Source organism: Sphingopyxis indica (genome assembly GCF_900188185.1).
Taxonomy (GTDB): Bacteria; Pseudomonadota; Alphaproteobacteria; order Sphingomonadales; family Sphingomonadaceae; genus Sphingopyxis; species Sphingopyxis indica.
Map to the genome: position 1 here is coordinate 289,505 of NZ_FZPA01000001.1, position 25,686 is coordinate 315,190.

The following is a 25,686-nucleotide window of genomic DNA, read 5'->3' on the forward strand; positions in this document are numbered from 1 at the left end:
CGATTTGCCCTGGGCTTAGTGTTGCAGGTTATTTTCTTCGTCCTGAAAGACAGTCGATAGAAAGATCGTCCGCAACCCGGAGACGGTGTACGGCGCGAATTTACCAATACCAAAAGAGCCGATCGACGTTTCAGACGGCTTCTTAGATTGTCCCGTAGCCTTCATCAGAGCGAAGTAAGGATTGCCGTTATCACATGGTCCTCGGACACCATGCGTGTTTGAGTCGGCAAATTGCAGCACTGAGACCTTTGTCTTGCCGAGTATCGACAGAGCTTCACCGAAGAACTTTTCGGCCTTCTCGCCTTCGTTCGGAGCCTCCTGAGCACACAGCTCCAGTGCTTTCCGAAGGCCATCCGCACCCGGAATGCTGTCTGTTGGCACGTCGATGCGCCGGATATCGATCCGTGCCGGCAAACCCTTGGCTGCATCAACCGTGTTCTGAGTTCCTTCACGCCCCAATGACCGGAACGGCGAGCCGGAGAAGTGTTCTATTCCCGGCTCATTGAACCCGTCCCACTGCTGGGACTCATCACGCGGGAATTCGAAGCCGACTTTTGTCATGCACTGTCTCGCCATTAAGTTTTTCTGCAACGGACCGGCCCAACCTCTCGGCAACCGGCACTGCGACCGCATTGCCCACTTGGGTGTACCGCTTCGCACGTGGGACCTGGTCCGGGAACTTGAAGTCTTCAGGGAAGCCCTGGAGCGCTAAGCATTCATACTCGGTAAGCTTTCGCAATCCCGAAGGCCCAAAAATGAAAGGAACATTGTGCCCGCCCAAGCCCATGTTGGCCGTGAGTGTCGGACAAACCCCTGGCTCTTTGGTTCGTACAAGATACTTGCGTAGCTGGTAGATTTGCCGATCACTCTCAGCCGCGCCATTAATCATGTGATAGTATCTGTTATCCTTGGGAAGATAGTATTCTTCTTCAACATCTGTCTCAAAATTTATAAAGTCTGACAAAATTTTGTGCTCAGAGGCGTCGTGCACAGGAAATGAAAAGCGGCCGCTACTGAAATGAGCAGTAGAAAGGGCGACCATGAATAGCCGCACCCTTTGCTGCGGCAGGTGGGTAAGCTTGTAGGCGTTGAGTTCCGCTGCATTCTCTTCGCGGAACCAATATCCCGCTTTTCGGATTTCGTTTTGCAGCCTCAAGAACCAAGCTCCGCCTTCGCCATACCGAAGAAACGGGGCATTCTCTAAGACCAGGATGCGTGGCCGACGTTCGCCAAATTCCTTGAGCAGTCGGATAACGTCGAAGAACAGTTGGCCACGTTCGTCCTCGAAGCCGCTACGGGTCCCAGCCTGGGAGAAGCTTTGACATGGGAAGCCTGCGTGTAGCACGTCGACCTCTTCAAGGCCATCTCCAGCAACGGAAATCTCTCTAATGTCCTTTCTTAGCAGCTTCACCTGTGGAAGGTTGTGGGCGTAAGTCTCAGCCGCATGATGGTCGACCTCAATTGCCCACGAGGTAGAAATGCCGGTTCGTTCGAAGCCAAGGCAGAATCCTCCAATACCCGAGAAAAGAGCAGCAGCCTTCATTGAGGAAGCCTAAAATCACTCTCGTGATCTGACTGGATATTCATCTTAAAGCGCAGTTCCGTCTCCTGTACCTTTTTACTTACCGCCCGAAAGATTGCTTTCACGTCCTCTTCAGAGTACGAATAGTTCGACTTGTTTGAGAGATTCCCGAGCAGATCAAGATCTTTGAGAAGCCTCTTCGTTCTGGCTTCCGCGAGCCGCACGAAATTTTCTCTAGCTCTGGCCATTCAGCAAATCCCGCCTATTGTCAGCCGGTGACTAGAAGGGATCAGCTCCTTTGTCAAGTGTACGCGTATATTTTGTTGATATACGCGTACAACGTGATTTGGCTATGGATAATGACGGATCGAATCTCCCCAGCGCAACGAAGCGAGAACATGCGTCGGATTCGGAGCGCGAACACTTCTCCCGAGCTGATCGTTAGGCGACTGACACATCGGCTCGGCTACCGCTACCGGCTTCACCGGAAGGATCTGCCTGGAAGGCCCGACCTCGTCTTTATACGCAAGCGTAAAGCCATCTTCGTGCACGGTTGCTTCTGGCACCAGCATGACGGTTGCCGCTTCGCTTGTATGCCGAAGTCCAACACAGACTATTGGGAGATTAAGCTCAGCAGAAATGTGGATCGTGACATCCATTCTCACCAGGCATTAGAGGCAGGAGGGTGGCGGGTGCTCACGATTTGGGAATGCGAAACGAAAGACGTGCTGGCACTTGAGGAGCGGTTGCGAAACTTCCTCTCCGGTGGGGCTTGAAGCTTGAAGACGGTTGGGCTGAAGATCACTGGTGATGCTAGTCTGATACCCCAGCGGGACCCCGCGACGGATCACCGTAGCGCTCTCACATCTAAGTCATTGAAAAATGGTGGACGCACTAGGGCTCGAACCTAGGACCCGCTGATTAAGAGTCAGCTGCTCTACCAACTGAGCTATGCGTCCACTTGCCGGATTGCGGCGGTGCCGGCAGCGGGTTTTACCCCTCTTTGCTGCGAAGCGAGCGGCCCGCTATCATGGCCTTGCCCGCATGGCAATGGCTTTCGTCGATATTTTTTTGCACCTCAGTGAAAGCGGCGCGTGCCGGTTTTGCTGTCGTTGTCGATCGCCAGGATGATGCCGACGCAGGTCATGATCGTCAGCATCGACGATCCGCCATAGGAAAAGAGCGGCAGCGGGATGCCGACGACGGGCGCTAGGCCCATCACCATCATCAGGTTGATCGCGATGTAGAAGAAGATCGTCATCGTCAGCCCGGTCGCGGCGAGCTGGCCGAAGCGCGTGCGCGCGCCCAGCGCGATGCGCGTCGACCAGCGAAGCAGCAGGAAAAAGGCGATCAGCAGCGCGACCCCGCCGATCAGACCCCATTCCTCGGCCATCGTCGCGAAGATGAAATCGGTGTGGCCTTCGGGCAGATAGTCGAGGTGGCTCTGCGACCCGTTGAGAAAGCCCTTGCCGCCGATCCCGCCCGACCCGATCGCGATCTTCGACTGGCTGATATGATAGCCGGCGCCGAGCGGGTCGCTCTCGGGGTCGAGGAAGATCAGCACGCGCTTTTGCTGATAGTCGTGGAGCATCGAGAAGAGCACCGGAAGCGCCGCCGCGCCGGCGATCGCCGCGCTGCCGAACCACCACAGCGGCAGGCCCGAAACGAACATGACGATCGCGCCGCTCGCGCAGATGGCGAGCGCGGTGCCGAGGTCGGGCTGAAGCATCACGAGCCCCGCGGGAAGCCCGATCATCACCAGCGCGGGCCACAGTGCGGTGATCGTGCGCGTGCTTCCGGGCGGCAGCTGGGCATAGAAGCGCGCGAGCGCGAGCACGATCGTGACCTTCATCAGTTCGGACGGCTGAAGATTGATGAAGCCGAGGTTGATCCAGCGCTGGCTGCCGCCGCCGACGAAGCCGAGCAGCTCGACCGCGAACAGCAGCGCGACCACCGCCAGATAGGCGAGATAGGCGAAATCCTCGAAAAACTTGAGCTTTATCCGTCCGAGGATCAGCATGCCGATCAGGAAGACGAGGAAGCGCACGCCCTGGTTGAGCGCCCAGGGGGTCATGCTGCCCCCCGCCGCCGAATAGAGGACGAGCAGGCCGAAACCGGTGATCGCCGAAAGCAGCGCAATGAGTTTCCACGGAATGCGCTGGATCGCGGGCGGGACGGGGATCATGCGCCGGGCTCCGGATCGGGCTGCGCCGCGCCGGCCTTCCACGCGGCGAAATTGCGCGCCATCCGTTCCTCGATCGTGCCCCCCCAGCCGGCTTCATATTCGGTGAGCGCCGCCATCGCCTTGTCGCGGTCGAACAGAAAGGTCATCACGTCGCGCGCGACCGGATAGGCCGAACTCGAGCCGGCGCCATGCTCGATCACCACCGCTGCGGCATAGCGCGGCGCGTCGAAGGGGGCAAAGGCGATGAACAGGCCATGGTCGCGATATTTCCACGGCACGCCCATGCCGCCGCGCCCCTTGCTCAGGCTAACGACCTGCGCGGTGCCGGTCTTGCCCGCCATCTTGACGTCCTCGATCGGCAGGCGCGCGCGTCCCGCGGTGCCCGCGCCGTTGACGACCTGATTCATCGCTTCGCGCACGAGGCCGATATGGTCGGGCGCGAAGCCGAGGCTCTGGATCGGTGCGCGATTGGCGTCGCGCGTCAGGTGGGGCATCAGCGCGTTGCCCGTCGCGAGCCGCGACGCCATCACCGCGAGCTGGGTCGGGTTGACCAGCACATAGCCTTGACCGATCGTCGCGTTCACCGTGTCGGCGATCGTCCAGGGGCGGCCGTATTTTTCCATCTTCCAGTCGGGGCTGGGCATGGTGCCATAGCTTTGGCTGGGGACGGGGAGGGGAAATTTCTGCCCCAGTCCCAGCCGCTTGCCCATCGCCGCGATGACGTCCATCCCCATCTGCTGCGCGAAGTGATAGAAATAGACGTCGCAGCTCTGATAGATGCCCTTCGCCATGTTGACCTGGCCGTGGCCGCGCCGGTTCCAGCAGTGGAAGACGCGGTTGCCGACGCGCAGGCCGCCGCCGCAAAAGGTCGTGGCTTCGGCGGGAAGCCCCGCCTCGAGAAAGCTCATCGCGACCATCGGTTTCACCGTCGAGCCGGCGGGATAGAGGCCGCTCAGCGTCTTGTTGCGCAGCGGCACATGGTCGTTCTGGCTCAGCCACTTATATTCGGCGACGCCTATGCCGCTCGAAAAGCTGTTCGGGTCGAAACTCGGCATCGACGCCATCGCGAGCACATCGCCGGTCAGGCAGTCGATCACGACGACCGAGCCCGATTCGGGGCCGAGCCGCCGCGCCGCATATTCCTGCAGGTCGGCATCGACCGTCAGTTGCACCGTCTGGCCCTGCACGTCGGGCTGCGTCGACAGTTCGCGCACGACCTTGCCGCGCGCGGTCACCTCGACCCGGCGCGCGCCGGGCTTGCCACGCAGCACGGGTTCAAAATATTTCTCAAGCGCTTGCTTGCCGATCTTGAAACCCGGCGTGATGTAGAGCGGATCCTTCGCCTCTTCATATTCCTCGGCATTGGGGGCGCCGACATAGCCGATCAGATGGCCGACCGCGGCGCCCGTCGGATAATAGCGTGCAAAGCCGCGCGCCGGTGCGATGCCGGGCAGGTCGGGCAGGCGGACGAGGACCGAGGCATATTCGGCTTCGCTGACGTCCTCCTTGACCGCGACCGGCTGAAACCCCGACGAGCTTTTGAGGTCGCGCCGGATCCGCTGCATCGTATCGCCATCGAGGTTCAGCAGCGTCTCGAGCTGGCCGAGGACGAAGTCCTTGTCGTGGAGGCGGTCGGGGATGATGTCGATGCGCAGCGACACGCGGTTGTTCGCCATCGCCTTGCCGTTCCGGTCGACGATCCAGCCGCGGCGCGGCGGCACGAGCGTCAGATTGACGCGATTGCTTTCGGATTCAAGCACATATCGATCATTGTCGATAATCGAGATATAGGCCATGCGCGCGGCAAGCGCGACGCCCACGGCGGCTTGCGCGCCGCCGACGACAAGCGCGCGGCGCGTGAAGGTGATCCCCCTCCAGGCTTCGGTGATCGGCGGGCGCTTTTGTCGGGGCATCGAGGAACTATCGGCGTTTCAGGCGGAAATTGTCAAACCGGCCGGTAAGGCGGAGGAAGAAGGGAACGAGCAACGCCGAGATGACGACCTGCGGCGCGACGAGCCCCAGCACGCGACCAGTCGGCGCGTCCGGATGCGCGATCAGCGCCGCCGCCGCCTGAACCGCAGCGAGAAGCAGTGCGGCGATGCCCCAGTCGTGGAAGAAGCCGCGCCAATAGATGCGCTGCGCGAAATAGTGGATCGCGATGCTCGCGAGGGTCCACAGGCAGACCGCGGTGCCGATCGGCGCGCCGCTGAACAGATCGTCGACCAGCCCCAGCGGCAGCCCGATCCACACCGGCCACATCTCGGTGCGCAGCAGCTGCCAGCACAGGAAGAAAAGCAGGCCGAGCGGCGGCAGAACCGGCGAATTGGCGATCAGCGGCAGCATCAGCGGCAGCGCCGATGCGGCGATCACCGTCGCGACCGGAACCGCGCGCATCCGCCAGAGCGACGCCGGTTCGCCGAGGCGCGGGCCGGCACGGTTCATGGAGCCTCGGACGGCGGTGTCGCGGGCACCGCTTGCGCCTCGATATTGTCGGGCGTGTAGGGACGCAGCACCGCCACCGCATCGACCTTTGCCGGATCGGCGAGCGGCCGCGCGAGCGCGCCATCGTCCTGCCGGCTGACGACGATCGCGACCGGAATGTTCGGCGGATAGAGGCCGCCGGTGCCCGAGGTGACGAGGATATCGCCGGGCTTGAATGGATTGTTCGCGATGTTGAGCGTGCGCACGTCGAGATTGCCGTTGCCGCGGCCCGACGAAATCGCCGGCAGGCCGTCGCGCGCGCGGCGCACGGGGACGACATTATCGACGTCGGTGAGCAGCAGCACCTGCGAGACCGAGGGGCCGGCGGTGAGCACCCGGCCGATCAGCCCGTCGGCGCCGCGCACCGGCTGACTCGGCGCGACCCCCAGATTGCGCCCGATGCTGAGCAGCGCGATGCGCCGGCTGCTCGTCGAGGTCGAGGTGAGCAGATAGCCGTGCGCCAACGCCGCGCGGTCGGTTTCCTGGAGCTTCAGCAGCGCTTTCAGCTGGCGGTTCTCTTCCTGCAGCGCGCTCGTCGCGACCAGCTTGCGCCGCGCTTCGGTCAGTTCCTTGCGCAGCCGCCGGTTCTGCGTCCCCGCCTTCACATAGGCCGAAACATTGTCGTCGATACCGGAGATCGACCCGGTGACCGAGCGCGTTACGCGCGCGACCGGCGCCGCAAGCTCCTGGCTTGCGATCCTCAGCTGCGCGAAACCGACGGGGTCGGCCACCGAGAGCACGGCCAGCAACAGCCCCGCGAGCGCTCCCGTCACCGCGATGACGTAAGCCGCGAACAGGCTGTACTGCGCCTTTCGGGATTGCCCCGGACGCCGATGTGCCGGGCGAGCCACGGTCTAGAGCCTGATGACATGAGATTGACCCGCCTTGACGGAGCCGATTTTGGCCCAGTGCAAGGCGCGAGGAGAGGTGCGATGCGGCCCATCGTGCCCGACGAGCAACGCAGCAATGGGCCAAAAGCGGCCCGCCCCTTCGGGGTTGCGCAGTGAAGCCCGTCGGACGTCGTCGCGGGTCTTGCACGGGCTCCCAGCCCGCGCGGCGCCCCGCTCCTCGCCGGCGGGCTTCGCTGCGCAATCAAGGCGGGTCAATCTCATGTCATCAGGCTCTAATTACGCTTGCTGGAGCACGCCGCGAAAGGCGGGGTCCTCCATCGCGCGGCCGGTGCCGATCGCGACGCAGGTCAGCGGATCGTCGGCGACCGTCACGGGAAGCCCCGTCGCATCGCGCAGCAGCTCGTCGAGTTCGCGGATCAGTGCGCCGCCGCCGGTCAGGACGATGCCCTGATCGACGATGTCGGCGGCGAGTTCGGGCGCGGTATTTTCGAGCGCGATGCGCACGCCCTCGACGATCGTGCCGATCGGCTCCGACAGCGCTTCGGCGATCTGCGCCTGGTTGATCGAGATTTCCTTGGGCACGCCGTTGACGAGGTCGCGGCCCTTGATGTGGATCGTCAGGCCGGTGCCGTCGGCGGGAATGCGCGCGACGCCGAAATCCTTCTTGATCCGCTCGGCGGTCGCTTCGCCGATCAGTAGATTATGGTGGCGCCGGACATAGGAGACGATCGCTTCATCCATCTTGTCGCCGCCCGCGCGCACCGAGGTGGTGTAGGCGAGGCCGCGCAGGCTGAGCACGGCAACCTCGGTCGTGCCGCCGCCGATATCGACGACCATCGACCCGATCGGTTCGGTCACCGGCATGTCGGCGCCGATCGCCGCGGCCATCGGTTCCTCGATCAGCCACACCTGGCTCGCGCCCGCGTTCGACGCGGCGTCGCGAATCGCGCGGCGTTCGACGCTCGTCGAGCCCGACGGCACGCAGATCACGATCTCGGGGCTGCGAAAGGCGTTGGGCTTGCCGCCGTGGACCTTCTTGATGAAGTGCGCGATCATCTGTTCGGCGGCGTCGATGTCGGCGATCACGCCGTCACGCAGCGGGTGGATCGCCTCGATGCTGTCGGGGGTCTTGCCCATCATCAGCTTCGCATCGTCGCCGACCGCCTTGACCCGCTTGATCCCGTTCAGCGTCTCGACCGCGACGACCGACGGTTCGTTGAGCACGATGCCCTTGCCGCGCACATAGACCACCGTGTTTGCGGTGCCGAGGTCGATAGCCATGTCTTGGGAATTGAACTTGAGCCAGCGAGAAAAGAAGGACATCGATACTGCTTCCTGTCATCGAAGCCGCCAGCCCCGAACGGACCGCGCCCCCATTGTCGTCGAATCCGCGTGTCCCGGGCCGGCGACAGGACCAAATCAAGGGAGAGATTCCGGCTCGACCTGGGGGGCCATGCTGGACAAAGCGATCGGGCTGTGCGGATGGGTCGCGATTTGCGTCCGACTGCGCTAGGAGACGCGTCATGTCAATACGCCGCCTGCCGGAAAAGCTCGTAAATCGGATCGCAGCGGGCGAAGTGGTCGAAAGACCGGCCGCGGCGCTCAAGGAACTGGTTGAAAACGCCATAGATGCCGGCGCGACTCGCATTTCGGTGCGAATCGCCGAGGGCGGCATATCGCGGCTCGAGGTCGAGGACGATGGCTGCGGCATGACCGCCGCCGACATGGCGCTCGCGCTCGAACGCCATGCGACGTCCAAGCTGCCCGACGACGCGATCGAGGACGTCACGACGCTCGGCTTTCGCGGCGAGGCGTTGCCCTCGATCGCCAGCGTCGCGCGGCTGACGCTCGAAAGCCGCGTCGCGGGCGGCGACGGCTGGCGGCGCATCGTCGACAATGGCGCGCTGGCGGGGGAGGGGCCGGCGGCGCTTGCGAAGGGCACGCGCGTTCTGGTTGAGGATCTGTTCGCGCGCGTCCCGGCGCGGCGCAAATTCCTGCGCAGCGCGCGCAGCGAATATGCCGCCTGCCTCGACGTCGTGAAGCGGCTCGCGATGGCGCGCCCCGACATCGGTTTCACATTCGACCATGATGGGCGGCGCGCGCTCGACGTTCAGGGCGGGCAGGACCGGCTCAGCCGCGTCGCGGCGCTGACCAGCCGCGACCTCGCCGCGAACAGCATCGGCGTCGATCTCGATCGCGGCGAGGTGCATCTCGGCGGCGTCATCAGCCTGCCGACCTTCAATCGCGGTATCGCCGATCATCAATATCTGTTCGTCAACGGCCGCCCGGTGAAGGACCGGCTGCTCGTCGGCGCGCTGCGCGGCGCCTATGCCGACCTGCTCGCACGCGACCGGCATCCGGTGGTTGCGCTGTTCCTCGACCTGCCGGCGCACGAGGTCGATGTGAACGTCCATCCGGCAAAGACCGAGGTGCGCTTCCGCGACCCGCAGCTCGTGCGCGGGATGATCGTCGGGGGGCTGCGCCGCGCGCTCGACGAGCATGGCTTTCGCAGCGTCCAGCGCCCCGCCGAAGCCGCGCTCGCGGCGTGGCAGCAGGAACCGGTGGCGCCCGCGCAGCCGGCGACGGGCCTCCTCTTCGGCCATCACGCGCCGCGCGAAGCGCCGGCCGTCCATCTGTTCGGGGCCGAGCAGGCGCCCGCTTCCGGTGAGATCACCGCGCGAGTTTATGACCGGATGACCGCCTTCGCTCCCGCACCGCTCGCCGGCCGCGCCGAAGTCGCCACCGCGCCGCCGCCCGAAGCCGCCGAGCATCCGCTCGGCATCGCGCGCGGACAGATCGCGAAAACCTATATCGTTGCCGAGGCCGAGGACGGGCTCGTCATCGTCGACCAGCATGCCGCGCACGAACGGCTCGTGCTCGAAACGCTGAAGCGCGGCATGGCGGGGCAGGCCGTGCCGTCGCAGGGGCTGCTGATGCCCGAGGTCGTCGAGCTCGACGAACCCGCGTGCGACCGGCTCGAGGCCGCGGCGCCGCAGCTCGCGGCGCTCGGCGTGGAACTCGAACGCTTCGGCCCGGCCGCGGTGATGGTGCGATCGACCCCGGCGATGCTCGGGGCGATCGACTGCACCCGGCTCGTCACCGACATTGCCGACGATCTCGCGGGCTACGACGCCGCGCTCGGCCTTTCGGAAAGGCTCGAACTCGTCGCCGCGACGATGGCGTGCCACGGCTCGGTGCGCGCCGGGCGCACGCTGAACGTCGCCGAAATGAACGCGCTGCTCCGCCAGATGGAGGTGACCCCGCACTCGGGCCAGTGCAACCACGGGCGGCCGACCTGGGTGAAGCTGGCGATGGACGACGTCGAAAAACTCTTTGGCCGGAAATGATTGGCCGCCGCGGGCCGATTCTCTCGCTGGGAACGGTATCATGACGGTCTTGCGCGAGCGAAACTGTCTCGTTACGGGTCTCCGCGTCATCGGGAGCGCGCGCTTTCATGCGCGTTTCTCCCGGACCAAAGGAGAATATTCGATGCGATCCCCTCTCGCGGCGCCGCTCGGCGCCCTGTTCCTGCTCGCGGCCTGCTCGGGCCAGTCCCAGACCACCGATCAGCCGGCGAAGACCGAAGCCGCCAATGACGAGAACAAGCTGCCCGACACCGGCAGCGGCGACCCGATCGAACTCGCGGCGATCGAAAAGGGCGAAATGCTGCGCCTCGATGGCGAACTCGGCTGCGCCTTCACGGTGAAGGGCCAGTCGGCCCCGGCTTTTGTGGCCAAGGCGAATGTCGGCGACGACCAGCTCGCCGCGGGCGCGGTCAAGGTCGGCAGCACGGTTCAGCGCGTTGCCGGCTCGGGCGGCTTCGGCGCGCTCGAAAAAGGTCTCGAAATGTCGGGACCGGGCCTGAAGCTGACGCTCGAGCGTGCGTCGGACAAGCCGGTTCGCACCGAAGGCGAGCAGAAAATTTACGAAGCGAAGCTGAACGTCAACCGCACCTATGGCGGCCAGCAGGCCTTCGAAGGCGAATGGAGCTGCGGCGCCTGAACCTTCAATCCGCGTCCGGATTCCGGACGCGGATCAACCCTGTCGAGCGCATCGTCATCACCGGCTCGTCATGCTGGTTGATGACGGTGAGCTTCGATTCGAACAATCCCATCTCGCGCCGGCTGGCCGAGCGCCGCTTGCTCAGCACCTCGGTCTCGCAGCGTAGCGTGTCGCCGGGATAGACGGGTTTCAGCCAGCGCAGTTCGTCGATTCCCGGCGACCCGAGCCCTGCCTGCTGCCTTTCCTTCATATTGTCGACCATCATCCGCATCGCCATCGACCCGGTGTGCCAGCCGCTCGCCGACAGGCGCCCGAAATAGGTCTGTGCCGCCGCCTCGTCGTCGAGATGAAAGGGCTGCGGATCATATTTGCCGGCGAAGTCGATCACTTCCTCGCGCGTGACCAGCTTGTTTCCGAAGCGCTGGACCGCGCCGACCTCGATATCTTCATAATGGAGCATGGCGCTGCTATGGCGCGAGGCGCGTCCCGAAGGCAAGCCGCCTGATTTCCGAGCCGCCTCGCCAGAACCCCGGTCGCGTCGCTCGGCAGCGGCGCGACGCCGAGCAGCTTCATCAGCAGCGGATAGACTTCGATATTATCGATGACGCCGATATCGCCCCTCAGTCCGGTATTCGCGGCGACGAACAGCGCCAGCATCTGGGGGTCCTGATTGTCATAGCCGTGCGCACCGCCGCCGACCGGCCATTCGGGTTCGCCGGCGATGATCGTCCAGCCCGCCTCGGCGATGCAGATGATCGCGGCAACGCGCGGATTATGGCCATAGTGGAGCCGCTCGGGCAGGTCCTCGCGGCGATAGCAGCGCATATGATCGTGCGGTTTCAGCAGCGCCCCTGCGACGCGGTCGTCGGTTGCGGCGGCGGGCTCGATCGCGGCATAGGGGCCGGTTTCGACCGCGATGATGCTCGGCAGGTCGATGAGGTCGGAAAGCTGGATGACGCGCGACGCATCGACCGCGCGCATCCCGTGGTCGGCGACGATCAGCAGGCGTGCGGGCTGGTCGATCGCGGCAAGCCCGGCGACGAGATCGCCGATCCGCGCATCGACGCTGCGGATCGCCTCGTTGACCTCGGCGCTGTCGGGGCCGAATCGGTGCCCGGCGGTGTCGACGATGTCGAAATAGAGGGTGACGAAGGCCGGGCGGATGCTCGCGGGCCGGCGCATCCAGTCGAGCACCGCATTGACGCGCTGCGCGCCCGAAACATGCTGGTCGAAACGCTGCCAGTCGTCGGGCCGCGCGTCGTGGATCGCGACTTCGCTGCCCGGCCAGAACATCGTCGCGCTGCGCACCCCCGCCTTGTCGGCGGTCACCCATGCGGGCTCGGCTTCGTCCCACCAGAAGGGATCGAGCGATTGCCTGGCGTCGCCCAGGCTGAAGATCTGGTCGGGGCGGCGCGGGTCGATCATCCGGTTGCCGACGATGCCGTTGGTGTCGGGACGCTTTCCGGTGACGATCGCATAGTGATTGGGAAAGGTCTTGGTCGGAAAGGACGGGCGCAGCGCCCCATGCGCGCCCTCGGCCGCGAGCCGCGACAGCGTCGGCGTGATGCCGCGGTCCAGATAGTCGGCGCGAAAGCCGTCGATCGAGATCAGGATCGTGACCGGCGCGCGGTCGCCTGCCTCCTCGGCAAGCGCGGGCGCCGTGACGAGCAGAAAAAAGGCAAGGAGCAATGAGGCGATGCGGGTCATGGGCGCTTCCGCTAAGGGGCTTTCGTGACGGTCGGAAGACAATGGCTCAGGCCATCCGGATGCCGGGGGTGCCATTCTCGACCACGCCCGTGGCGCGCTTCGACAGCGTGTTCACGGGCGTCGTCACCTTGTCGACGACCATGAAATGCGTCTGCCACGCGTCGCGGGTCACGTCACACACCAGATAGCCGCGCTGGTCGTTCGCGAATTTGAGCTCGGGATTATTGGCCAGGAAGCGGTCGGTGCCCGGCCGCCGGTCGCTGCCGTCGCCGCCGCTCGAGATCGAGGTGCCGACGAATTCGGCGCCGACGACCTTGTCTTGCCGGACCAAATCGCCGCAGAAATTCTGATGCTCGTCGCCGGTCAGCACGACGGCATTCTTCACCCCGCCAAGGCGCGCCAGCATCCGCTCGCGCGGCGCTTCATAGCCCGCCCAGCTGTCGAGATTGACGATCTTCTCCTTCTCGTCGTCGTAGCGGCGCCGGTCGAGCGACATCATCGTCACCTGCTGCGCGATCGCGTTCCACGTCGCGCCGCCTTCATCCAGATTTTCCGCGAGCCATTCTTCCTGCGCCTTGCCGAGCACCTGCGCCTGCTTGTCGAATACCCCCGCGCAGGCGGGCTTGAAGCCGTCGCCGCACGGCTGGTCGCTGCGATACTGCCGCGTGTCGAGCAATTGCATCGACATGAGATCGCCGTAGCGCAGCTCGCGGTTGAGCGCGACCATGCCGCCCAGCGGCAGCATCGAGCGGCGTACCGGCATATGCTCGTACCACGCCTGCATGGCAGCCTGCTTCCTGAGCATGAACACCTCGGGCGGCGGGGCGGCGGGGTCGTTGCCGTCGAGCCCCATCTTCCAATTGTCGATGTCCGACACCCAGTCGTTGCGGATTTCATGATCGTCGAAGCTCGACAGGAAGAGATGCACCGACCGCGCCGCCTGCAGGTCGATGTCGCCGAGCTGCTGCGCATAGGCGGCGCGGAAATCGGAAAGGTCGATCAGACCCCGCCGCGCGTTGGTGCGCACCGGCCGCGTCGGCAGGCCGGTGTCGAATAGATAATCCTGGCTATATTCATAGATGAAGTCGCCATAATGATAGACGAAGGCGAGTTCCTCGCGCGCGAGGTGGCGATAGGCGCCGAAAAAGCCCGATTCGAAATGCTGGCAGCCGCAGACCCCGAATTTCAGCGCATCGACGCGCGCGCCGACGCGCGGCAAGGTGCGCGCGCGGCCGCGCAGACTGCGCTCGCCGGCGGCGGTGAAGCGATAATAATAGGGGCGGTCGGGCTGCAATCCTGCGACCTCGACATGGACGCTGTGCGCAAGTTCGGGCCGCGCGAGCGCCGTTCCCCTGGCGACCACATCGCGAAAGCCGCCGTCGCTCGCCACCTCCCACTCGACCGGCAGCGAGGCGGGCGGCATCCCGCCGTGCGGTGCCATCGGCTCGGGCGCGAGTCGCGTCCAGATGACGAAACCGTCGCTCGTCGGATCGCCCGATGCGACGCCGAGGCTGAACGGAAAATCGCGGAACAGCCCGCCCTCGGCGCGCAGCACCGCCGGCGCCGCGAGTCCGGCGAGGGCGGCGCCAGCGATAAAGCGGCGGCGGTCGAACATGGCGGGGCTCCTGCAGGGCGAATCGGTGGCCCTGCGATAGCCGAGTTGCCGCCCATATCAATGACGGCGCTTCCGCGGGCCTAGAACCAGACGCGCAATCCGGCGACGAAGGCGGGCCGCGACGGATCGTCGCCGCCAGCACGGGCGATGCGCGCGGTGTCGCCGAGCTTTCGTTCCCATGCGACGCCGACATAGGGCGCGAACTCGCGCGCAATCTCGTAGCGCAGGCGCAGGCCCGCCTCGATCGCGGTGAAGCCGCTGCCCGTGGCAAGCTCGGGCACCGCCTGAAAGGCGAAATTCGCCTCGACACGCGGTTGCAGGATCAGCCGCTGGGTGATCCGCTGGTCATAGCTCGCCTCGGCGCGGCCCGAGACGTCGCCCTTGTCGGACAGGAACAGCGCGCCTTCGACCTCGAACCAATAGGGCGCGAGGCCCTCGACACCGAGCACCGCATAGGTCGGTGACGGGCCGGGGCCGAAATCCTGCCGGACACCCGTCTGGGCGTTGAAATAGGGGCCGATGGCGTGGCTCCACAGCGCCTGCACCTCGCCGCCTTCGAACGGCCCGTCACGGTCGCCTTCACCCTCGCTCTTGATCGTCAGCCGGTCGATGTCGCCGCCGAACCAGCCCTCGGCGTCCCACGCATAGCCGTCCCTTCCGTCGCGCACACGCCACTCGGCGCGGTCGACCATGATCTGCGAAAAGGTGCCGCCGCCATGCTCGGCATAGAGGCGCCTGCGCGATGCCGCCATCGCCTCCGCGCCGAAGACCGCGTCGGCGGCATCGACGCGCGGCGCGGGCGGGGCGGGTGTCTCGGGTGCAGGCGGTTCGCTGGCGGGCTTGCAATGTCCCATCGCCGCATGTTCCGGCGGGCAGGGGGATGAAGGCGGCGGATCGGGCGGCATCGGCGCTGCGGTGCAATGCCCCATCGCCGCATGTTCGGGCGGGCAGGGCGGCGGGGCCGGTTCGGCCGGGGCGGGCATCGAGCAATGCCCCATGGCGGCATGTTCGGGAGAGCAGCTTTGCGCCGGCATGGCTGGTTCCTGCGGCTGCGCGGCGAGCAGCGCGATCGCGAGCAGGCTCATGCCGCTTCCTCCGGCCGCACGGTCACGACCTGCATCATCCCCGCGTGCATGTGATAGAGCAGGTGGCAATGGAAGGCCCAGTCGCCATAGGCGTCGGCGGTCAGGTCAAAGGTCACTGTGCCGCCCGGCTGGACGTTCACCGTATGCTTGCGCGGCGCATGATCGCCCTTGCCGGTGACCAGTTCAAAGAAATGGCCGTGGAGGTGGATGGGATGCGCCATCATCGTGTCGTTGACCAAAGTGACGCGCACGCGCTCGCCCTGGGTGAAGGGAATCGGCTCCTTGACTTCGTTGAGCTTCACCCCGTCGAACGCCCACATATAGCGCTCCATATTGCCGGTCAGGTGGATATGCATCCGCCGCGTCGGCGCGCGCGTGTCGGGGTTGCGGTGCAGCGCGGCGAGATCGCGATAGGTCAGCGCGCCGGGCACATCCTCCAGCCCCTGGCCGGGCTCGCCGGTGCGGTCCATCGGCATCGGCGAAATGCTCTGCACCGTCGGCGTGTCGGCGACGGTGGGCGCCAGGCTCAGGTCGCGCATCCTGTGGTCCATCTTCGCGCCGCCCTCGGACGGAGCGTGTCCCATCGCGCCATGGTCCATGCCGCCCATGCCCATGTCCTTCATCGTCGCGAGCGGCCGCGGGCGCAGCGGCGGAACAGGCGCGGCCATGCCGGCGCGCGGCGCCAGCGTCGCGCGCGCCATGCCCGACCGGTCGACGCTCTCGCCGACGAGCGTATAGGCGCGGTCCTCGGGCGAGACGATCACGTCATAGGTTTCCGCGACCGCGATCTGCAACTCGTCGACCGGGACCGGGCGCACATCCTGTCCATCGGCCTGCACCACCGTCATCTTCAGCCCCGGAATCCGCACGTTGAAGGTCGTCATGGCCGAGGCGTTGACGAAGCGCAGCCGCACCCGCTCGCCGGGGGCGAAGAGCGCGGTCCAATTGTCCGCGGGGCCATGGCCGTTGACGAGATAGCTATAGGTCGATCCGGTGACGTCGCTGATGTCGGTCGGGTCCATCCGCATCGCCCCCCATGCGGCGCGTTCGCCGAGCGGCTGGCCTTCGCCCGAAAGCAGGTCCGCCAGCGTCTGCTTCTGCCGGTTGAAATAGCCGCCCATCTGTTTGAGCTTTTTGAAGATCACATGCGGATGAAGCGCGCTGAAATCGGACAGCACGACCACATGCTCGCGATCATGGGGCGCCGGATCGTCGCCCGCGGGGTCGATCACCAGCGGGCCGTAATGGCCAAGCTGCTCCTGCAAGCCCGAATGGCTGTGATACCAATAGGTGCCCGCCTGCCGCACCGGAAATTCATAGGTGAAGGTCTTGCCGGGCGCTATGCCGGGAAAGCTCAGCCCCGGCACCCCGTCCATCTGAAAGGGCAGGATCAGGCCGTGCCAGTGGATCGAGCTGTCTTCGTCGAGTTCATTGGTGACGTGGATGCGCGCGGTCTGGCCTTCCTTCAGCCGGACGAGCGGGCCCGGCACGGTGCCGTTGATCCCGATCGCGTGGCGCATCTTGCCATCGACGTGCAGCATCTGGCGCGCGATCGTCAGGCGGATGTCGTCGCCGCCGACGGCAGGCAGGCCCGCCGACACCGGCTGCGCCCATGCCGGAAGCCAGGGGAAGAGCGCGGCGGCGCCGCCGGCAAAGAGCAGCGAACGGCGGTCGAGACGGGCGCTCACATCGGCCTCGCGAGCATCCAGATCGCCATGCCGACCATCGCCAGATTTTCGGTGAGCGAAACGAAGCCGAGCGGCACCTTGCTGCTGCCGCCGACGCAGGCGCATTTGATCGCGCGCTTGTCGATATAGACCGCCTTGAACACCGACACGGCGCCGATCGTGCCGATGAACAGCGCGACGGGGATCGACAGCCAGTCGAGCGCCTGCGCCGTCATCAGCACGCCCGCGAGCCCCTCGGCGAAGGGATAGACATAGCTGTAGGGCACCCAGCGTCGCGCCAGCAGGTCGTAGTTCAGGAACATGGTCGAGAAACTCTCGACGTCCTGGAGCTTGAGCAGCGCGAGCGCGCACATGCTGAACGAGATGAACCATTCGGCCGCGCGCACCGTGAAAGGCGATCCGAAAGCGGCGAAGGAGGCGGCGAGCGCCATCAGCGCGGTCATCGCGAAGAGCGCGACCACCGGGCGGTAGCTGGTCGCATCGGGATCGCGCACCGACAGCCCGAAATGGCGCCGCAGATCGTCGTATCCGCCGATCCGCCTGCCGTCGATGAAGGTCTGCGGCGTGGTCGCGACGCCATGTTCGGCCTTGAATGCGTCGGTTTCCTCGCGCGTTTCGAGCCAATGGTCGTCGACGTCGAAGCCGTGGCTTTCGAGCAGATGCCGGGCCTTCAGCCCATAGGGGCAGATGTGGCCCGGCATGACCATGCGATAGAGGGTGGCGGTGCTTGTCTGTTTCGTCATTCGCGTCCTATAGCGTCCGTACCATAGTACGGAGTCAAGCGATGCGGTTCACGATCGGAAAATTGGCCGCGGCGGGCGGTGTCGGGGTCGAAACGATCCGCTATTATCAGCGACGCGGCCTGATTGCGACGCCGGCGCGGAGCGGCGGCGACGGCTGGCGCGGCGGGGTGCGGCGCTATGACGCAAACGACCTGCGCCGCCTCAGATTCATCCGCTCGGCGCAGGCAGCGGGCTTCACGCTGGACGAGATCGGCGAATTGCTCGACCTCGAAGCAAGCGACGACCGCCCTCGCGTCCGCGCGCTCGCGCACCAGCGGATTGCAGTGCTCGACGAAAAAATCGCGCAAATGACCCAAACCCGCGCCGCGCTGGCGCGCCTCGCCGACGAATGCGCGGTGAACAAGGCGGGGCCGTGCCCGATATTGGCGTCGTTCGAGGGATAGTGATCCGGAGAGATAGGGTCGCATATCTTACTTCGTCATCCCCGCGAAAGCGGGGATCCAGAGCGTGCATGCGCTTACTTCGCCCCTGGGTTCCCGCTTTCGCGGGAATGACGAATGTCGGTTGGGTCTGCACTCACCCCCAACCCGATCTCGCGCCGGCGACGCCCCTTAACTATGCAGAAAATGCATCACGTCGCCGTCGTTGACGACATAGGCCTTGCCTTCGGCGCGCAGCTTGCCCGCCTCGCGCGCCTTGGCCTCGCCGCCGAGTGCGACATAATCGTCATAGGCGATCGTTTCGGCGCGGATGAAGCCCTTCTGGAAGTCGCTGTGGATTTCGCCCGCCGCCTCGGGGGCGGTCGCGCCCTTGTGGACGGTCCAGGCCCGCGCTTCCTTCGGCCCGACGGTGAAGAAGGTCAAAAGGTGCAGCAGTTCGTATCCGGCGCGGATGACGCGCGCGAGCCCGGTTTCGTGCAGACCCATTTCCTCGAGGAACAGCATCCGTTCGCCCGCTTCCATCCCGACGAGTTCGCTTTCGATCGCCGCGGAGACGATCACCGCCTGTGCGCCCTCGGCCTTGGCGCGTGCAAAGACGGCTTCGCTGTGGGCGTTGCCGTTCGCGGCATTGGCTTCCTCGACATTGCAGACATAGAGGACGGGCTTCAGCGTCAGCAGCTGCGCCTGTTTCAGGATGCGTTCTTCCTCGACGTCCTTGGGCTCGGTCAGCCGCGCGGGCTTGCCGGCGCGCAAGAGCTCGAGCGCCTGCCCGAGCACCGAGGCCGCGGCCTTGGCCTCCTTGTCGCCGCTCGTCGCCTTCTTCTGAAAGGCAGGGACGCGCTTTTCGAGGCTTTCGAGGTCGGCCAAGAGCAATTCGGTCTCGACCGTCTCGGCATCGGCGACGGGGTCGACCTTATTCTCGACATGCTGGATGTCGTCGTCCTCGAAACAGCGCAGCACATGAACGATCGCATCGACCTCGCGGATATTGCCGAGGAACTGGTTGCCCAGCCCTTCGCCCTTCGACGCCCCGCGCACGAGCCCCGCGATGTCGACGAAGGCGAGCTGGGTCGGGATGATCTTCGCGCTGCCGGCGACCGCGGCCAGCTTGTCGAGTCGCGCGTCGGGCACCGCGACATTGCCGATGTTCGGCTCGATCGTGCAAAAGGGATAATTCGCCGCCTGCGCGGCCTGCGTCTCGGTCAGCGCGTTGAACAGGGTGGACTTGCCGACATTGGGCAGCCCGACGATGCCGCATTTGAAACCCATGAGTCCGGTATCTTTCGTCAATTTGGGGGAGGCGCGGCGTGGTGCGCCCCTTTGGCTGCGCGCGCTAGCCGGTCCCGGCCGATTTTGCCAGCCCTGGCGACGCAGCCGGTTGTCGGGCGTTCAGCATGACCCGATTAGGGCCGGCCATATGGTCGCACGATATTTTCCGATAGTCCGCTCCGCCGCGCCCTTTGCGGCCGTCCTGCTGTTCCTGCCCATCGCCGTGGCGGCATCGCCGCGCGGGTTCGAAGCCGATGTGCTCGACGAACTCAACGCGATGCGCGCCGATCCCGAGGGCTATACCGGCGAACTGCACGATTACCGCGACCGCATCGACGGGCTGATCGCTTATGGCACGGACGGCGAGGGGGATTTCCAGACGCGCGAGGGGGTGCGGCCGGTGGACGAAGCGATCGCGCAGCTCGGCCGCACTGCGCCGCTGGGCGAGCTGCGGTTCAGCGCCGTGCTGGCGGGCGCCGCCGCCGATCATGTCGCGGCGCAATCGCGCAGCGGCGGCGTCGGGCATATCTCGAACGGTCGCAACCCCGGCGCGCGCGTCGTGGCGCGCGGCGGCGGCCGTTATGTCGGTGAAGTGATCACCTATGGCCACAGCGACCCCGCCTCGGTCGTCCGACAGCTGATCGTCGACGACGGCGTGCCGGGGCGGGGCCATCGCTGGCAGCTGCTGTCAGCGCGCTATCGTTATGCGGGCGTGGCGTGCGGTCCGCATCGCCTGTGGCGGACGATGTGCGTGATCGACCTTTCCGAAACCCCCGACGGATCGCCTCCGCCGCCGCCGAAGCGGTCGCCTTAGAGGCCTGGATCATCGTTGAAGGAAGGGCTTGGGAAAGTTCGTGTGTCCCCGCGAAGGCGGGGACCCATCTCCGGCCGGTTCCGTATCGCGCCATCAGGAGATGGGCTCCCGCCTTCGCGGGAGCGCACGGGCTTGTTCAGTCAAAAGTGATCAGGCTCCAGACGAAGCCGCCCGCCGCGCCGGGATGCGCGGCGGGCGTCGGTCGCGTCAGTTGCCGATCGGCGCGCTGTCTTCGCGCTGAATCACTACCGTCGACGAGCGCGGTTCCTCGCCGTCGACCGGCCAGTTGCCGTTCGGATGCTGGATGTTCACGAAGAAGGTCTTGAGATCGGGCGTATAGGCAAGGCCGGTGATCTCGCAGCCGTTGGGACCGACGAGGAAGCGCTTCGATTCCTTCGTCGTCTGGTCGATGTAGAACATCGCATTGTGGCCGAAGGTGCCGTCGATGGTCGTGCCCGGAACGCCCGAATTGCCGGGGACGCTGTGGTCGGTCTGCACCCACAGGCGGCCCTGCGGGTCGATGCGGATGCCGTCGGGGCTCGAAAAAGTGTCGCCGTCGATGTCGCCGATGAGGTTGCTGCCACCCGCCGCGAGCGACGGATCGCCGGCGAGCAGGAAGATTTCCCAGCTGAAGCCCGTCGCCAGCGGATCGTTGCCCGTCTCGCTGAACCTGATGATATGGCCGTGCAGGTTGGTGACGCGCGGGTTGGCGGCGTCGGTGACCGCGCGGCGGCTGTTGTTGGTCAGGGTGACGAAGACCGCGCTGTTGTCGGGCGCGACCGTGATCCATTCGGGGCGATCCATCACCGTGCCGCCCGCGACGCGCGCCGCGGACGGGCAGTTGATCAGCACGTCGGCCTGATTGTTGAAATCGACCGTCGTGGGCGCCGGCGGCGTCGTGCTCTGGCTGACATTGCCGGGGTCCTGCGCGCCCGCGGTCAGGCCGTTGACGCCCACGCTCAGCTCGCGCCACTCGCCCGAACCGTCGGCGTTGAAGCGTGCGACATAGAGGGTGCCATAATCGAGCAGGTCGGTGTTCGCGGCGCGGTTGTCGGGATTGAACGCCCGGTCGGGGACGAATTTATAGATGCAGCCCGGCGTCGAATCGTCGCCCATATAGAAAGCGACGCGATTGTCGCCGTTCGCCATGAAGGCGACATTCTCGTGGCTGAAGCGGCCCATCGCGGTGCGCTTCGTCGGGGTCGCGAGTTCGCGCAGCGGGTCGATCTCGACCACCCAGCCGTAATTATGCTCGGGCTGCGTCGGGTCGAGATAATTGTCGGTCGTCTCTTCGCAGGTGAGGTAGGTGTTCCACGGCGTCCGGCCGCTCGAGCAATTGTTGAGCATCCCCTTGATCGTGCCCGACAGCACGCCCGCGGCAGGGCCGCCGGCGCGATAGCTGCCGTTGCCGGTATAGCGCTTGTTATAGGTCGATCCGTCCTTGACCGCCCAGCTGCCGTCGCTGCCCTTCGCGACCTCGACCACGCCGATCCCGACCGCCGACAGCGCGAGCGCCTTTTGGTCGGCCGAGGCGGTGGCGGGGTCATAGTCGCCCGCCATCAATATGTTGAAATCGGGATATTCGAAGTTGATCGCCAGCAGCCCGCCTGTGTTCGGATCAACGTCGGGCAGCTCGAAATATTCCATGCCGTCATGGTTGCCGCCGGCCCATTTCTCGGCGTCGGCGGGGGTGGGGTAGCTGCCCGAATAGGGTGCGCCCGATTCGATCGAATCGCCGGCTTTCAGCAGCACCGCGACCGAATAGCCCGCGGGCACGGTAACCGTATCGTCCTCGTTCGCCTCGACCGGCTCGAACGTCACCTCATAGCTGACCGGCGTCGGCGTCGGCGTGGGGGTTGGCGTCGGGGTCGGGGTGGGGGTCGGCGTCGGGCTCGAATCGTCGTCATCGCAGCCGGCGAGCGCCACGGCGGGGATCACCGATAGGCCGAGCAGGCCCTTGCGCAGGATCGAGCGGCGCGACGGGTTGCCGGCGACGATCGCTTCCAGGCTGTCGGGTCCGTTCAAATCGTCGGTATCGCGGCGGTACGGCGCGCGCGCCTCGTCGGTCAGATATGACATGCAGTGCCCCTTTTCGCTGTGGCTGTGGATGCGAAAGGCGGCATGCCCTCGCATTGGCGGGGCGGTGGTCGCAGAGCGGCGTTGCGCCGTCGTTGCAATATTGCGTCAAAACAAAGTTTGCAGGTTACGCTCTTGTTACAAGAGCTTGCGAGTCACCTGGCGAGCCAGCGCCCAAAGACCTGGACGCCCTGCGGTTCCCAGCCCAGATGGCGATAGAGCGTCGCCGCATCGTTGCCGTCGCGGACCATCAACTCGACCTTCGGGCAGCCTTGCCCGCGCAGCCAGTCGCACGCCGCGTCGAGCAGCCGGCGCGCAAGGCCTTCGCCGCGCCTCGCGGGGGCGACGCCCAGATAATAGATCCAGCCGCGATGCCCGTCGAAGCCCGCCATCACCGTCCCGGCGATTGCGCTCCCTTTCTCGGCGACGAGCACCGTCGCGGCGGCATGGCCGAGCGCGCGGTCGAAATCGGCTTGCGGGTCGTTCCATGGCCGCGTGAGGTCGCACGCGCGCCACAGCGCGATCACCGCCGCGGCGTCGCTCGTTCGCGCCGCCCGGATCGCGGTCACGGCTGCAACCGCAGCGCGAGGTCGCTCTGGAAGCGCGCCTCGTCGCCGTCGGCGAGCCACGGCGCCTCCGCCGCGATCGCGCCGAGCAGGTCGGTCAGCGGCTCGATCTCGCTCTTTGCATAATTGCCGAGGACATGGCCGGTCACCCGGTCCTTGTGCCCCGGATGGCCGATCCCGATGCGCACGCGCCGGAAATCGTCGCCGATATGCGCGATCATGCTGCGGATGCCATTATGCCCCGCCGCGCCGCCGCCCTGCTTGACCTTTACCTTCATCGGCGCGAGGTCGAGTTCGTCGTAAAAGGCGGTGACGTCCTGCGGCGCCAGCTTGTAGAAATCCATCGCGGCGCGCACGCTGCGGCCGCTTTCGTTCATGAAGGTCGCGGGTTTGAGCAGCAGCACGCGCTCGCGGCCGATGCGGCCGTCCTGCAGCCAGCCCTGGAATTTCTTCGCGGGCGCCGAAAAGCCGTGCATGTCGGCGATGACGTCGAGCGCCATGAAGCCGACATTGTGGCGGTGCATCGCATATTGGGGCCCGGGATTGCCGAGGCCGACCCATAGCTGCATATCAAAAACCCCTCCACGTTCGGGGAGGGGCAGCGAGCCCCGGATCCAGTCCGGGGCGCAGCGGGGTGGGCACTGGGCTCCGCGCGACCCCCAAAACCCCACCCCAACCCCTCCCCCGAAGGGGAGGGGCCAGAGCTTGGTGATCAGGCTTCTTCGCCGCCTTCGGCAGCGGCTTCGCCTTCGCCCTCGTCCTTGGTCGTATCGCCTTCGCTCGACTTCATCGCCGAGGGGGCAACGATCGTCGCGATGGTGAAGTCGCGATCGGTGATCGCGCTCTCGCTGCCGGCGGGCAGCGTCACATTGCTGATATGGATCGAATCGCCGACGTCATAGCCGGTGACGTCGATCGCGATCTCGTCGGGGATGTGCGCGGCGTCGCAGACGAGCTCGAGCTCGTGGCGAACGATGTTCAGCACGCCGCCGCGCTTCAGGCCCGGCGCCAGCTCTTCGTTCTGGAACACGACCGGCACCGACACATGGACCTTGGCGTCCTTGGCGATGCGCAGGAAGTCGGCGTGGATCGGGCGATCCTTGACCGGGTGGAAAGCGACGTCCTTGGGCAGCGTGCGGATGGTCTTGCCGCCGACTTCGATCATCACGACCGAGTTCATGAAATGACCCGTCATCAGCTGCTTGACCAGCAGCTTTTCCTCGACGTGGATCATCAGGGGTTCTTCCTTGCCGCCATAGACGACGGCGGGGACGCGGCCGTTGCGACGCAGGTCACGCGAGGCTCCCTTGCCTCCGCGTTCGCGCGTCTCGGCCGTCAGCGTCAGCTGATCGCTCATAATATTTCTCCGAGAAACAGTTCAACAAGCCCGCCACGCCTCCAGGGATGACCATGACGGAAGCGCGGGCGCATAGCGGGGAAGCGACGGAAATGCAAGCGGCAACGGCCGTCGCCAACCGCCCTATCGCCATGTCGCGCACTTCGCGCTATAAGGGATCGTGCCAGAGGGTCGGGCGATCGCCGCCGCGCGTCAGCGCGGGGGAGGAAAGTCCGGGCTCCACGGAAACCACGGTGCCGGATAACGTCCGGCGGCTTCGGGCAACCGGAGTCAGGGAAAGTGCCACAGAGAGAAGACCGCCAAAGGCTTCGGCCCGGCGAAAGGTGAAAGGGTGCGGTAAGAGCGCACCGCGCGGACGGTAACGGACGCGGCACGGCAAACCCCACCGGGAGCAAGGTCGAATAGGGATGGCATGGGGTGACCCAGGGCTGGTTCCGGCCCCGCCGTCCGGGTTGACTGCTTGAGCGTCCGGGCAACCGGCCGCCTAGAGGAATGATCGCCCATCCCCGGAAACGGGGTGGACAGAACCCGGCTTACAGACCCTCTGGCCATTCTCTCCCCTGCAGGCGCGGAACTGGCCGCGCAGGCGGCGCGTTGCTTTTGACGCAAGAGAACGGGAGACCGAGCATGAAAGTCGTCGAAGACCATATCGAAGTCACCGACGAAGAAGCCTCGAGCGGGATCAAGGGGCAGGGCGTCCGCTATGTCCTCGGCATTTCGATTTTTCTCGCGGTGATCGTCCTCTCGGCGGTGTGGATCATCCCGGCGTTGCTGCGTCAGGGATAGTCGACCGCAACGACTTCCCATTCCTTGGGACCGGCGGGCAGCACGACCGTCCTGAGGTCGCCGATCGCTGCGCCGCGCAAGGCGCGCGCGAGCGGGCTGTTCCAGCCGATGCGTCCCGCGCCGGCATCGGCTTCGTCGTCGCCGACCAGGGTGACGGTGCGCCGCATATCCTCTTCGTCGGCGAGCTCGACCGTCGCGCCGAACCAGATGCGGCTCCTGTCGGGCTGCTGCGCGGGATCGACGACGCGCGCGGCCTTCATCCGCCGCGCGAGAAAAGCGAGCCGCCGGTCGATCTCGCGCAGCCGCTTGCGGCCATAGATATAATCGCCATTTTCGCTGCGGTCGCCATTGCCCGCCGCCCAGCTGATCGTCTCGACGAGCTTCGGCCGTTCGTCGCCGAGCAGCGCGTCATATTCGGCGCGCAGCGCGGCAAAGCCCGCGGGGCTGATGATGTTGCTGCGCTCCCCTGTCATCCGCTCATCTCCTGGCGCGTGCCCCC

At 65.6% G+C, this 25,686-nt stretch carries 25 protein-coding genes, 1 tRNA gene and 1 other RNA gene; 7 read left to right on the forward strand and 20 right to left on the reverse strand.

The genetic code is table 11. The annotated features are described in order from the left end of the window. Positions 1-15 precede the first annotated feature (15 nt). Together CHB69_RS19575 and CHB69_RS01235 are read right to left on the reverse strand one after the other, a co-directional pair. Positions 16-561 carry a hypothetical protein gene (locus tag CHB69_RS19575; RefSeq protein WP_141133893.1) on the reverse strand — a complete coding sequence of 182 codons (546 nt, stop codon included), beginning with the start codon at positions 559-561 and terminating at the stop codon, positions 16-18. Continuing rightward, positions 530-1,543 (reverse strand): DNA cytosine methyltransferase, encoded by a 1,014-nt coding sequence (locus tag CHB69_RS01235; RefSeq protein WP_089214161.1) that lies wholly within the window; start codon positions 1,541-1,543, stop codon positions 530-532. Before CHB69_RS01235 ends, CHB69_RS19575 begins: the two co-directional genes overlap by 32 nt. A 338-nt stretch (positions 1,544-1,881) precedes the next feature. Here CHB69_RS01235 and CHB69_RS01245 point away from each other — a divergent pair, with 338 nt between their 5' ends. Then, the gene (locus tag CHB69_RS01245) at positions 1,882-2,298 is read left to right on the forward strand and encodes a very short patch repair endonuclease (protein WP_089214728.1); all 417 of its coding nucleotides are present in this window, start codon (positions 1,882-1,884) and stop codon (positions 2,296-2,298) included. Between the two features lie 107 nt (positions 2,299-2,405). Here CHB69_RS01245 and CHB69_RS01250 read toward each other — a convergent pair. The 6 genes from CHB69_RS01250 to CHB69_RS01280 all read right to left on the reverse strand — a co-directional run bounded on the left by CHB69_RS01250 (position 2,406) and on the right by CHB69_RS01280 (position 8,362). Continuing rightward, positions 2,406-2,481 (reverse strand) — tRNA-Lys (locus CHB69_RS01250). A gap of 119 nt (positions 2,482-2,600) precedes the next feature. Beyond that, complete coding sequence (rodA, locus tag CHB69_RS01255; RefSeq protein WP_089214729.1) at positions 2,601-3,707, reverse strand: rod shape-determining protein RodA; 1,107 nt, start codon at positions 3,705-3,707, stop codon at positions 2,601-2,603. Continuing rightward, positions 3,704-5,620 carry a penicillin-binding protein 2 gene (gene mrdA, locus CHB69_RS01260; RefSeq protein WP_089214163.1) on the reverse strand — a complete coding sequence of 639 codons (1,917 nt, stop codon included), beginning with the start codon at positions 5,618-5,620 and terminating at the stop codon, positions 3,704-3,706. The genes rodA and mrdA overlap by 4 nt, the downstream gene beginning before the upstream one ends. 7 nt (positions 5,621-5,627) lie before the next feature. Beyond that, positions 5,628-6,149, reverse strand: a complete 522-nt coding sequence (locus CHB69_RS01265) for a rod shape-determining protein MreD (RefSeq protein WP_089214164.1) — start codon at positions 6,147-6,149, stop codon at positions 5,628-5,630. Then, complete coding sequence (gene mreC, locus CHB69_RS01270; RefSeq protein WP_089214165.1) at positions 6,146-7,039, reverse strand: rod shape-determining protein MreC; 894 nt, start codon at positions 7,037-7,039, stop codon at positions 6,146-6,148. The genes CHB69_RS01265 and mreC overlap by 4 nt, the downstream gene beginning before the upstream one ends. Before the next feature lie 276 nt (positions 7,040-7,315). After that, a complete protein-coding gene (locus CHB69_RS01280; protein ID WP_089214167.1) occupies positions 7,316-8,362 on the reverse strand; it encodes a rod shape-determining protein in 1,047 nt (348 codons plus the stop codon). 200 nt (positions 8,363-8,562) lie between these two features. On the opposite strand from CHB69_RS01280, the gene mutL reads away from it, so the two are divergent. Both mutL and CHB69_RS01290 read left to right on the forward strand, forming a co-directional pair. Beyond that, positions 8,563-10,386 carry a DNA mismatch repair endonuclease MutL gene (gene mutL, locus CHB69_RS01285; protein WP_089214168.1) on the forward strand — a complete coding sequence of 608 codons (1,824 nt, stop codon included), beginning with the start codon at positions 8,563-8,565 and terminating at the stop codon, positions 10,384-10,386. Between the two features lie 142 nt (positions 10,387-10,528). After that, a complete protein-coding gene (locus tag CHB69_RS01290; protein ID WP_141133894.1) occupies positions 10,529-11,041 on the forward strand; it encodes a hypothetical protein in 513 nt (170 codons plus the stop codon). A 4-nt stretch (positions 11,042-11,045) separates the two neighbouring features. Here CHB69_RS01290 and CHB69_RS01295 read toward each other — a convergent pair whose 3' ends face one another. The 6 genes from CHB69_RS01295 to CHB69_RS01320 form a co-directional block, all read right to left on the reverse strand. Further along, complete coding sequence (locus CHB69_RS01295) at positions 11,046-11,501, reverse strand: MaoC family dehydratase (protein WP_089214170.1); 456 nt, start codon at positions 11,499-11,501, stop codon at positions 11,046-11,048. Further along, the gene (locus CHB69_RS01300; RefSeq protein WP_170935393.1) at positions 11,426-12,748 is read right to left on the reverse strand and encodes an alkaline phosphatase family protein; all 1,323 of its coding nucleotides are present in this window, start codon (positions 12,746-12,748) and stop codon (positions 11,426-11,428) included. The genes CHB69_RS01295 and CHB69_RS01300 overlap by 76 nt, the downstream gene beginning before the upstream one ends. Before the next feature lie 46 nt (positions 12,749-12,794). Further along, a complete protein-coding gene (locus tag CHB69_RS01305) occupies positions 12,795-14,363 on the reverse strand; it encodes an alkaline phosphatase D family protein (RefSeq protein ID WP_089214172.1) in 1,569 nt (522 codons plus the stop codon). An 80-nt stretch (positions 14,364-14,443) separates the two neighbouring features. Continuing rightward, positions 14,444-15,448 carry a copper resistance protein B gene (locus CHB69_RS01310; RefSeq protein ID WP_089214173.1) on the reverse strand — a complete coding sequence of 335 codons (1,005 nt, stop codon included), beginning with the start codon at positions 15,446-15,448 and terminating at the stop codon, positions 14,444-14,446. Next, a complete protein-coding gene (locus CHB69_RS01315) occupies positions 15,445-17,136 on the reverse strand; it encodes a copper resistance system multicopper oxidase (protein WP_245836431.1) in 1,692 nt (563 codons plus the stop codon). Before CHB69_RS01315 ends, CHB69_RS01310 begins: the two co-directional genes overlap by 4 nt. After that, positions 17,133-17,879 carry a glutaredoxin family protein gene (locus CHB69_RS01320; protein ID WP_089214175.1) on the reverse strand — a complete coding sequence of 249 codons (747 nt, stop codon included), beginning with the start codon at positions 17,877-17,879 and terminating at the stop codon, positions 17,133-17,135. Before CHB69_RS01320 ends, CHB69_RS01315 begins: the two co-directional genes overlap by 4 nt. Before the next feature lie 41 nt (positions 17,880-17,920). On the opposite strand from CHB69_RS01320, the gene CHB69_RS01325 reads away from it, so the two are divergent. Beyond that, a complete protein-coding gene (locus CHB69_RS01325; RefSeq protein WP_089214176.1) occupies positions 17,921-18,322 on the forward strand; it encodes a MerR family transcriptional regulator in 402 nt (133 codons plus the stop codon). A gap of 168 nt (positions 18,323-18,490) precedes the next feature. Here the strand turns inward: CHB69_RS01325 and ychF are convergent, their stop codons facing one another. After that, on the reverse strand, positions 18,491-19,588 hold the full coding sequence (gene ychF, locus CHB69_RS01330) for a redox-regulated ATPase YchF (protein WP_089214177.1): 1,098 nt from the start codon (positions 19,586-19,588) through the stop codon (positions 18,491-18,493). A gap of 148 nt (positions 19,589-19,736) precedes the next feature. Here ychF and CHB69_RS01335 point away from each other — a divergent pair, with 148 nt between their 5' ends. Next, on the forward strand, positions 19,737-20,402 hold the full coding sequence (locus CHB69_RS01335) for a CAP domain-containing protein (RefSeq protein WP_089214178.1): 666 nt from the start codon (positions 19,737-19,739) through the stop codon (positions 20,400-20,402). A gap of 207 nt (positions 20,403-20,609) precedes the next feature. Here the strand turns inward: CHB69_RS01335 and CHB69_RS01340 are convergent, their stop codons facing one another. From CHB69_RS01340 to CHB69_RS01355, 4 genes are all read right to left on the reverse strand, one after another. Beyond that, positions 20,610-22,481: a PhoX family protein gene (locus tag CHB69_RS01340; protein WP_089214179.1), complete on the reverse strand. Its 1,872-nt coding sequence runs from the start codon at positions 22,479-22,481 to the stop codon at positions 20,610-20,612. 152 nt (positions 22,482-22,633) lie between these two features. Then, a complete protein-coding gene (locus CHB69_RS01345; protein WP_089214180.1) occupies positions 22,634-23,047 on the reverse strand; it encodes a GNAT family acetyltransferase in 414 nt (137 codons plus the stop codon). After that, complete coding sequence (gene pth / locus CHB69_RS01350; protein WP_089214181.1) at positions 23,044-23,613, reverse strand: aminoacyl-tRNA hydrolase; 570 nt, start codon at positions 23,611-23,613, stop codon at positions 23,044-23,046. Before pth ends, CHB69_RS01345 begins: the two co-directional genes overlap by 4 nt. Positions 23,614-23,756: 143 nt before the next feature. Continuing rightward, the gene (locus CHB69_RS01355; protein ID WP_089214182.1) at positions 23,757-24,401 is read right to left on the reverse strand and encodes a 50S ribosomal protein L25/general stress protein Ctc; all 645 of its coding nucleotides are present in this window, start codon (positions 24,399-24,401) and stop codon (positions 23,757-23,759) included. A 163-nt stretch (positions 24,402-24,564) separates the two neighbouring features. Between CHB69_RS01355 and rnpB the strand changes: the two genes are divergently transcribed. Beyond that, an RNA gene (gene rnpB, locus CHB69_RS01360) (RNase P RNA component class A) lies at positions 24,565-24,953 on the forward strand. 75 nt (positions 24,954-25,028) lie between these two features. Next, positions 25,029-25,187, forward strand: coding sequence for a hypothetical protein (locus tag CHB69_RS19975; RefSeq protein ID WP_170935394.1), 159 nt, complete (start codon positions 25,029-25,031; stop codon positions 25,185-25,187). On the opposite strand, the gene greB is transcribed toward CHB69_RS19975, so the two are convergent. Next, positions 25,178-25,660 carry a transcription elongation factor GreB gene (gene greB, locus CHB69_RS01365; protein ID WP_089214183.1) on the reverse strand — a complete coding sequence of 161 codons (483 nt, stop codon included), beginning with the start codon at positions 25,658-25,660 and terminating at the stop codon, positions 25,178-25,180. The genes CHB69_RS19975 and greB overlap by 10 nt on opposite strands. Positions 25,661-25,686 lie beyond the last annotated feature (26 nt).